Here is a 9,110-nt window from a genome sequence, read left to right as displayed (position 1 = left end):
TTTTGGTGTCAATACCTACACCTCACTCCCCGGAAAAAAACGATGTACATCCCTTTGGAAATATTATATAATTTTAGATATATTGGTGTATTTCCCGATTGGCGGGAGACACTGCATACAGAACGGTTTTCTCACAGAGAAGGGAATCGGGATGGCAAAAATAAAGGAGGGTTCTATCCATGAAGAGAATTGGAATGTTAACCAGCGGCGGGGATTGCCAGGCTTTGAATGCGGCCATGCGGGGCGTTGCCAAAACTTTGTTCAATGCGAAGGAAGACGTGGAGATTTATGGTTTCCTTGACGGCTATAAAGGCCTGATTTACGGAAAGTTCCGCATGCTTACCGGTTCTGATTTTTCCGGCATCCTGACAAAGGGCGGCACCATCCTGGGAAGCAGCCGCATGCCGTTCAAGCTGATGCGGGAACCGGATGAAAACGGCCTGAACAAGGTGGAAGCCATGAAACAGAACTACCATAAGCTCCAGCTGGACTGCCTGGTTATCCTGGGCGGAAACGGGACCCATAAAACAGCCAACCTGCTCAAAGAGGAAGGCCTGAACATCATCACCCTCCCCAAGACGATAGACAACGACCTCTGGGGCACAGATATGACCTTCGGCTTCCAGAGCGCGGTCAATATAGCAACGGAAGCAATTGACAACATCCATACCACGGCAGCCTCCCACGGAAGAGTATTCATTATAGAGGTGATGGGCCATAAGGTGGGCTTCCTTACGCTGAATGCGGGCATGGCAGGCGGCGCGGACGTCATCCTGATACCGGAGATCCCCTATGACATCAATAAAGTGATTGACGCAATCAAAGAGCGCCATGACAGAGGCAGCCGCTTTACCATCCTGGCGGTGGCAGAAGGAGCCATTTCCAAGGAAGATGCCAAGCTCTCCAAAAAAGAATACAAGAAAAAACTGGAGAATTACACCTATCCTTCAGTTTCCTATGAGATTGCGGACCAGATTGCCAAGAAGAGCGGAATGGAGGTCCGTGTCACTGTACCCGGACATACCCAGAGAGGCGGCACCCCGTGCCCGTATGACAGAGTTTTTGCCAGCAGGCTCGGTTCAGAGGCAGGCAAACTGATTCTGAAAGGAGAATACGGCTTCATGGTTGGCTATAAAAACCGTGAAATTGTAAAAGTCCCTCTGGAAGAAGTAGCCGGCAAGCTGAAGATGGTGGATCCCGGTTCATCCATTGTAAAGGAAGCCAAGATGCTGGGAATCAGCTTCGGAGATTAAGAATGGAAGATGAGGTAAAAAATGTCTTACACAGCTCTTTACCGTAAATTTCGCCCGGAACGCTTTGAGGACGTGAAGGGCCAGGACCACATTGTCACGACACTGAGGAACCAGATAGAGGCGGACCGCATCGGACATGCCTATCTGTTCTGCGGGACAAGAGGAACAGGAAAGACAACCATAGCAAAAATTTTCGCGAAAGCCGTCAACTGTGAACACCCGGTTGACGGCTCTCCCTGCGGTGAGTGCCGGAGCTGCCGCGCCATTGCGGCGGCAGCCAGCATGAATGTGATCGAAATCGACGCCGCCTCCAACAACGGCGTGGACAATATCCGCGAAATTGTGGATGAGGTTTCCTATTCACCGGCAGAAGGACGGTTCAAGGTTTATATCATCGACGAAGTGCATATGCTTTCCATAGGGGCCTTCAACGCCCTGCTCAAAACGCTGGAGGAACCGCCCTCCTATGTTATTTTTATCCTTGCAACCACAGAAGTGCATAAAATCCCGGTAACCATCCTTTCCCGGTGCCAGCGCTACGATTTTAAACGAATAACCATCGATACCATCACCGGCCGGCTGCGGGAGCTGATGGTCCAGGAACAGCAGCAGGTGGAAGAAAAAGCGCTCCGCTACGTGGCAAAGGCTGCGGACGGTTCCATGCGTGACGCCCTGAGCCTTCTGGATCAGTGCATCGCCTTCCATTATGGGAAGGAACTCACCTATGACATGGTTCTTGATGTGCTGGGCGCGGTGGATACCGAGGTCTTCAGCCGCCTTCTGCGCGCCGTCCTGGACAGAAGCGTTACTGACTGTATCGGCATCCTGGAAGAAATTGTCATGCAGGGAAGGGAGCTTACCCAGTTTGTGTCCGATTTTGCATGGTATCTCAGGAACCTGCTTCTTATCAAAACTTCGGATGAAGGCGCGATTGAAGATGTCATTGACGTATCCAGTGATAATCTGGTACGCTTAAAAGAAGAGGCCGAAATGGCGCAACCCGATGCAATTATGCGCTACATCAGGGAGCTGTCGGAGCTTTCCGGACGTATCCGCTATGCCGGACAGAAGCGCATTTTGATAGAAATGGCGCTGATCAAGCTGTGCCGCCCGCAGATGGAGGTCAGCCAGGACTCCCTTCTTGACCGGCTGCGCGCGGTGGAACAGCAGCTGGAAAAAGGCATTGTTATGCAGGCCCCGGCCGGAACCCAGGCCGCAGGAGGCACTGCCGCAAACGCCCCTTCCGGAGCCGCGCAGACATCCCTTACCAGGGCAGAACTGCCCAAGGCCATACCTGAGGATGTCTCCAAAATAGTGGCCAACTGGCCCACCCTGGTGGGACAGACCGCCATGCCCATGAAGCTCTATCTGAAAAAAGCAAAACTCAGCCTCGGAGGCGATAACCGGCTGATGCTGGTAGTGGAGGATGGCCTGGCTTCCGATTACTTCCTCAAGCAGGAAGGCAACAAACAGGAGCTGGAAAAGCTTCTTTCCGAATTTTCGCAAAAGCAGATAGAGGTCAATATCACAGCCTCCCGTTCTGACAGGGACTTTGAGGATTCCTACGTGGATCTCACACAGATCATCCACATGGAAATAGAAGAAGAGTAACAGCCCGGCTGTCTGAGCCGTTATAATAAAGAGCAGAAGATGAAACAGCTTAAGCAGGCCATTGACAGAAAGCCTGCAATGCGGTACAAATAATACAATTAATACAACTGCAGGTACTGAACAGTTACCAACCAGGCAGAAATAAGGAGGATTTATTTATTATGGCAAAAAGAGGCGGATTTCCCGGAGGCGGAATGCCCGGAAACATGAATAACCTGATGAAGCAGGCACAGAGAATGCAGCGTCAGATGGAGGAAAGCCAGAAAGAACTGGAAACCAAGGAATTTACGGCGAAAGCAGGCGGCGGGGCGGTAGAGGTTACCGTAACCGGAAAGAAGGAGGTTACCAAGGTAAAGCTTACAGAGGAAGTAGTTGATCCCGACGATATCGAAATGCTTGAAGACCTGGTGGTTGCCGCAGTAAATGAAGCCATGCGCATGGCCGAGGAAGCCAATGCGGAGGTAATGAATAAAATGACCGGCGGTCTGGGCGGAGGCTTTCCCTTCTGATGGATCTTTACAGCGGATACATTAATAAATTAATTGATGAACTGGCAGGCCTTCCCGGCATTGGCAGCAAATCTGCGCAGCGCCTTGCCTTCCACATAATCAACATGCCGAAGGCCAAGGTGGAAAAGCTGGCCAGGACCATGACGGAGGCTAAGGAGCATGTCCGCTACTGTGAGGAATGCTATACGCTGACCGACTCCGAAAAATGCCCTATCTGCGCCAATGACCACAGAGATCATTCTGTCATCATGGTGGTGGAAAATACCAGGGACCTTGCCGCTTATGAAAAGACGGGAAAATATGAGGGCGTATACCATGTCCTGCACGGCGCCATTTCCCCCATGCTCGGCATCGGGCCAAACGATATCAAGCTCAAGGAACTGATGCACCGGCTTACAGGCGATGTAAAAGAAGTGATCATCGCCACCAACTCCAGCCTGGAGGGGGAAACAACTGCCATGTATATAGGGAAGCTGATCAAACCAACCGGAGTCAAGGTGACAAGAATTGCCAGCGGCGTTCCGGTCGGCGGTGACCTGGAATATATAGACGAGGTGACTCTGCTGCGCGCGCTGGAAGGCAGAGTGGAAATGTAAAAAACATATGTGCGTGTTAGCGTGCCCGGGCACGCGGAAGGGAGCGAGAAATGGGAGTACAAAAGGAACTTTTCGGTTCTACTAAAGATGGGAAAGAGGTATACATCTATACCCTTACAAACAGTAGAGGGATGAAGGCCAGAGTGATGAGCTACGGCGCAATCCTTGTGGATTTAATCGTACCGGATAAAAACGGCCATTCAGCGGATGTGGTTCTGGGCTACGACAAGCTGTCCGATTATTTTGTGAACGGATGCTTTTTCGGCTCGGTAATCGGCCCGAATGCAAACAGAATTGCTAATGCAAAATTCACCCTGGACGGCGTGGAATATCATTTAGACCCCAATGACGGAGTGAACAACCTGCACAGCCATAAGGAGTTGGGCAGCCATAAGAGAGTATGGGATGCCTGCGAAGTGGAAAACGGCGTTGTTTTTACTCTGGATATGCCTGACGGAGACATGGGCTTCCCCGGAAACAAGAAGCTGCAGGTTACATATACCGTAAATGAAGAAAACGAACTGAAGCTGGAATATCACGGAACCAGTGATAAAAATACAATTTTCAACATGACCAACCATTCCTATTTTAACCTGGACGGCCATGATGCAGGTGATATTTCCGATCATCTGGTAACACTGCACTCCAAATACTTTACTGAAATTCTTCCCGGAGCCATTCCCACCGGAAAACTGCTTCCTGTAGAAGGCACGCCCATGGATTTCAACGCTCCCAAGAAAATCGGGGCAGATATTGACAAAGAATGGGAACAGCTGGAGCTTGTAGGCGGCTATGATCATAACTGGTGCCTGGATAACTATGACGGAAACGTAAGACTTGTTGCTGAGGCTTCCAATCCGTCCGGCAGCAGGACTATGAAGGTTTTCACAGATCTGCCCGGCGTACAGTTCTATACCAGCAACGGCATGGCGGAACAGACCGGCAAGGGCGGAGCTAACTATGGAAATCGCACAGCCTTCTGCCTGGAAACACAGTTCTATCCTGACACGGCCAACGAACCCGATTTCCCGTCCGCCGTATTCGGACCGGACAAGGAATACAACACCGTTACCATTTTCCGGTTTGAATAAACTGCCTGATCCCCTTATATTAGGAAACAAGCGGCATATAATGTAGAAAAAGCCAGGCCACATACGGCAGGAACAGGGCTGATTTCCTGAAAAAAGGAACAGCCCTGTCTCCTGCCGTTTTTTGTCGGAAAGAATGTTGCCAACGCCGCGTATTCCGCCAAAATATGCGTCCTTTCTCTGCTATATTGAAAGAAAAAAAGGCGGTGGCAGTATGCAGATACCTAAAAATGTAGTGCAGGCAGGCGACGTGGACTCCTGTCACAAAATATACATAGAAGACTACGTACATACTTATTTGTCCCAATGCCGGGATACAGGCAGCTCGGCGGATTTCTGCCTCTATGGCAAAACTGAAAAGGAAGGGGATGTCCGTTACTATTTTATTTATGGTGCGGCCAAGGAAGGCCCCGGATGGGAGATCACAGCGAGACGATATTTTGCAAAACAGAGCAGAATCGGTGAGGCGACCTATGATGATAAAGAAGCCTGGCTTTTTTTTGAAGACGGCTATGCAGCCCCTTTGGAAGGCTACTTTATTTTTTATGAACAAAATGAGGACATGCAGTCTTACCTGATTGCGGTACATCAGAACCAGCCGGGAGAAACCGTGCAGGAGGTAGTGCCCCGGGCGTCCTCCCGAAGCTTTGAACGAAAAACAAGAGGCGGACAGGCCAGAGATAATATCATGGGGAAAAGAGCGGGAGACAGTCCCGAGGGCATACCGGAATCCGAACCCTCCGCACAGGAACCCAGAAGAATCCTGCGTATGCCCAGAAGCTACGACATAGATTCCCCGGAAAAACGGGAAGACAGCGAAAAAATGATGCAGGCTGCCGAAGCACCGGACCTGGGCAGACCGGATTCCAGAGCTTATGAAAGAAAACCGTCCTCCGGCAGACGTTCATTGTTCGGTAACCCGGCCAGCGGATATCCGGGCGGTAAAAGTACAGACGCCAAAAGCACGGAAAGCAGGTATCAGGATGGCCAAAATGCCGGCAACAGCTATTCATATGGCAGAAATGCAGCCAGCCAAACTACAGACGGCAGAAAACCGGTCGGCAGGAAGTCAGGCAGCAGTTCCTCCATTTTAAGCCGGGCGGCAGGACTGCTGATTCTCCTGGTTCTCTGTGGAATCGGCGTTACCTCCATTAACCGTTATAATGATATGAAAGAAGCCGGAAATCTCTTCGCAGACGCCGCCCATCAGCCGGAAACCGAAACCTCGGAATATGCATTGGCTGACAGCGCGCTGCAAATCGAAGAAAAACAGGCTTCCCTTCCCGGCAGTGACAATCCGGTGCAGCCCCCCAATACCGATGCTTCCGCCCAGGCGTCCGCCAATGCGTCAGCATCCGCCGCAGATGCCAGCCCGTCTGCCGCAGCAGTATCGGTAACGGATCCCTCGTCCATAGACCCGGCTGCAATAACCCAGTCTGGTTCACCTCAGACAGATATAACCCAAACTGGTTCGTCTAAGGCAGATGCATCTCAGACGGGTTCGCCTCAGACAGATATAACCCAGGCTGGTTCGTCTCAGACAGATACATCCCAAACTGGTACATCCCGGACAGGCACATCCCAGACGGCTTCCGGTCAGGCCGATACAAAACAGACAGGTGAGGCACAGCAGACGGACTCCCTTCCAGCCATGTCCTCCTCTGTCAGCAGCGCCGGACAGGATGGACAGGCCGCAGCTGATGCATCATCCATGGATAATACTTCCGTTGCAGACAACACATCCGGAAAAAATGCTCAGGCTGGACAACAGGCCCAGGCAGAGCAGACACCATCCCCAAATAAAGAGCAGGCCCCCGATGAAAATAAGGATGCTGCGCAGCCTGCATCGGACATCACCTCCGAAGCCGTGGCCGCCTCTGCACCGGTCCCCTCCAGCTATACCGTAAAATCCGGCGACAATCTTGCCAATATCTGCCGGCATTTTTACGGCAATCTCGATAAAATGGATGAAATATGCGAACTGAACTCCATCTCCGATCCGAACCGCCTGGCTGCCGGCCAAAAAATTATACTTCCTAAATGAAAATTTATGGTATAATCCCAGTAGGGCAGAGCAAGGTGAGAAAAAAAGCCGCGTGATTTTGCATCAACGAGGCTTTTTTTAATCGGCCCGGCCATAATAAAAGATTAGATTTGAGGATTCCCATGCCAAATGTACGTGACTATCTGCGCAAAAAAGCAGAGCGTAAAGAAAAAAAACCGAATACGCATAATTTTGGCGATCTGATCCTGAAGCACAGAATGGCAATCATAACCAGAACACTGCTGGTGCTTCTTCTGTGTGCAGGACTGGGAGCGACAATATATGTTCAGTTAAAAAACCAGGTATTCAGCAGCTATATAACCCTGTCCTCCATAGAAAAACAGCAGTATGACAGCGCTGCCTGCCTCAGCTATGTCAATGGCTTTCTTACCTACAGCAAGGATGGTATCAGTTACACCGACACCAAAGGAAATGCCCTTTGGAATCAGACCTATGAAATGCAGAATCCCATGGTAAGAGTGGCAGGAACGAGGGTAGCCGTTGCAGACTACAATGGCCATATCATACACAACATAGATCAGGCCGGAAACTCCGTGGAAATAGACACCAATCTTCCTATCAGAGAATTTGCGATATCTGAAAACGGTATGGTGGCGGCAGTCCTGGAGGATACTAATATTACCTGGATTTATCTCTACAACTCCCAGGGCGATAAAGTAGCCTATGTAAAAACAACCATGCAGAAAAGCGGCTATCCCGCCGCCCTGGCCCTTTCACCGGATGGCAAGCTTATGGCGGTTTCCTATATTGCGGTAGAAAACGGATCCACTAAAAGCAGCGTTGCCTTTTATAATTTCAGCTCCGTAGGACAGAACTTTGTGGACAACTTTGCCAGTGGCGCTGATTATGTGGATGCTGTGATTCCTTATATTACTTTCCTGAGCAACGATACGGCATTTGCCGTTGCTGATAACCGCCTTGTGATTTACAGCGGGGACCAGCGGCCCAAAAGCTCCGCGGATGTTTTCCTTGATGGCGAAATCCAGAGCGTATTCTACAGCGGAAGCTATATCGGACTCGTTTTCCTGGATACCACAGGCCAGGGAAAATACCGCCTGGATGTTTACAATACATCAGGCACGGTAGTAACCTCCCAATACTTTGATATTGAATATAAGGATATTATTCTCTACAAGGACAGTATCATTATATATAATGAAACACAGTGTATGATTGCCAACCTGCATGGACTGGTACGCTTCCATGGCGAATTTGAGAATCCCCTGCTTCTGTTTTCTCCTGTCAGCGCCAAGAAGTATCTTGCCGTGTCTAAGGACAGCATTGACATCATTGAAATGAAATAGGAGTATACAAATGAATATCAACCTACTGCTGATCATTCTCATAGCGCTTGGCATCTGGCGCGCTGTCAGAGGATTTAAAACAGGACTGGCGGAGGAAGTTAACCGCCTTGTTTCCCTGGTGATAGCCCTTTTTGTCCTGGCGCTGGCCATTATGGCCATATCCAGCTTTATGGATCACAATAACCAAAATGGGATCATTGCCATCATACTGATTCTTATTACAGGAATTGTGTTCCATCTGCTCAGCATTGTCCTGCGTTCCCTGAAAACCATAGCAGGCCTTCCCATCATAAACCTGTTCAACAGCCTTCTGGGGATTGCCGCCGGCCTGATGGAAGTAGTAGTCGCCCTGTGGATTACCTACATTATTATACAGAGTTTTCCCACAGGAAGCTTCGGCGAGCAGATAATGAAATGGACAAATGAAAATGAATGGCTTCTCCGGTTGTATGATTCCAACTATATCGCGGGCTGGATATCTGCTTTAAAGTAGATATCCAGCTCTTTTAACACAATATATAGAACGCACTACCACAATATATTGGGCTTTTTAAAATATTCCAAAAACTTGTAAAAAAATTGAAAAAAGCTGTTGACATCTTATGATACATGATGCTAAAATAAGACTCACCGCGAACAACGGTGCAACAACAGCTTGAAAGAAACAAAAAAAGTTGAAAAAAG

At 49.6% G+C, this 9,110-nt stretch carries 8 protein-coding genes; all 8 read left to right on the top strand.

The genetic code is table 11. The features are described from left to right. Positions 1-179 precede the first annotated feature (179 nt). The 8 genes from HMPREF1548_RS05345 to HMPREF1548_RS05310 all read left to right on the top strand — a co-directional run bounded on the left by HMPREF1548_RS05345 (position 180) and on the right by HMPREF1548_RS05310 (position 8,919). The gene (locus HMPREF1548_RS05345) at positions 180-1,253 is read left to right on the top strand and encodes a 6-phosphofructokinase (protein WP_021634807.1); all 1,074 of its coding nucleotides are present in this window, start codon (positions 180-182) and stop codon (positions 1,251-1,253) included. Between the two features lie 21 nt (positions 1,254-1,274). Then, positions 1,275-2,864, top strand: coding sequence for a DNA polymerase III subunit gamma/tau (gene dnaX, locus HMPREF1548_RS05340; protein WP_021634806.1), 1,590 nt, complete (start codon positions 1,275-1,277; stop codon positions 2,862-2,864). Between the two features lie 161 nt (positions 2,865-3,025). Next, positions 3,026-3,373 (top strand): YbaB/EbfC family nucleoid-associated protein, encoded by a 348-nt coding sequence (locus HMPREF1548_RS05335; protein ID WP_021634805.1) that lies wholly within the window; start codon positions 3,026-3,028, stop codon positions 3,371-3,373. Further along, on the top strand, positions 3,373-3,969 hold the full coding sequence (gene recR, locus HMPREF1548_RS05330) for a recombination mediator RecR (RefSeq protein WP_021634804.1): 597 nt from the start codon (positions 3,373-3,375) through the stop codon (positions 3,967-3,969). Before HMPREF1548_RS05335 ends, recR begins: the two co-directional genes overlap by 1 nt. Positions 3,970-4,019: 50 nt before the next feature. After that, positions 4,020-5,060 (top strand): aldose epimerase family protein, encoded by a 1,041-nt coding sequence (locus tag HMPREF1548_RS05325; protein ID WP_021634803.1) that lies wholly within the window; start codon positions 4,020-4,022, stop codon positions 5,058-5,060. 211 nt (positions 5,061-5,271) lie between these two features. Then, positions 5,272-7,101: a LysM peptidoglycan-binding domain-containing protein gene (locus HMPREF1548_RS05320; protein WP_035321207.1), complete on the top strand. Its 1,830-nt coding sequence runs from the start codon at positions 5,272-5,274 to the stop codon at positions 7,099-7,101. A 122-nt stretch (positions 7,102-7,223) separates the two neighbouring features. Then, positions 7,224-8,426: a DUF5711 family protein gene (locus tag HMPREF1548_RS05315; protein ID WP_021634800.1), complete on the top strand. Its 1,203-nt coding sequence runs from the start codon at positions 7,224-7,226 to the stop codon at positions 8,424-8,426. Positions 8,427-8,436: 10 nt separating this feature from the next. Then, positions 8,437-8,919 carry a CvpA family protein gene (locus HMPREF1548_RS05310; RefSeq protein WP_021634799.1) on the top strand — a complete coding sequence of 161 codons (483 nt, stop codon included), beginning with the start codon at positions 8,437-8,439 and terminating at the stop codon, positions 8,917-8,919. The last annotated feature ends 191 nt before the right edge of the window (positions 8,920-9,110 follow it).

The sequence above is a fragment of the Clostridium sp. KLE 1755 genome (assembly GCF_000466465.2).
Taxonomy (GTDB): domain Bacteria; phylum Bacillota; class Clostridia; order Lachnospirales; family Lachnospiraceae; genus Eisenbergiella; species Eisenbergiella porci.
This window is presented reverse-complemented; position numbering and strand designations above follow the sequence as displayed.

Excerpts from the sequence above, each read along its gene's own strand:
- HMPREF1548_RS05345 (WP_021634807.1), top strand. The coding sequence starts at position 180 with ATGAAGAGAATTGGAATGTTAACCAGCGGCGGGGATTGCCAGGCTTTG.
- HMPREF1548_RS05315 (WP_021634800.1), top strand. The coding sequence starts at position 7,224 with ATGCCAAATGTACGTGACTATCTGCGCAAAAAAGCAGAGCGTAAAGAA.
- HMPREF1548_RS05325 (WP_021634803.1), top strand. The coding sequence starts at position 4,020 with ATGGGAGTACAAAAGGAACTTTTCGGTTCTACTAAAGATGGGAAAGAG.
- recR (WP_021634804.1), top strand. The coding sequence starts at position 3,373 with ATGGATCTTTACAGCGGATACATTAATAAATTAATTGATGAACTGGCA.
- HMPREF1548_RS05335 (WP_021634805.1), top strand. The coding sequence starts at position 3,026 with ATGGCAAAAAGAGGCGGATTTCCCGGAGGCGGAATGCCCGGAAACATG.
- dnaX (WP_021634806.1), top strand. The coding sequence starts at position 1,275 with ATGTCTTACACAGCTCTTTACCGTAAATTTCGCCCGGAACGCTTTGAG.
- HMPREF1548_RS05320 (WP_035321207.1), top strand. The coding sequence starts at position 5,272 with ATGCAGATACCTAAAAATGTAGTGCAGGCAGGCGACGTGGACTCCTGT.
- HMPREF1548_RS05310 (WP_021634799.1), top strand. The coding sequence starts at position 8,437 with ATGAATATCAACCTACTGCTGATCATTCTCATAGCGCTTGGCATCTGG.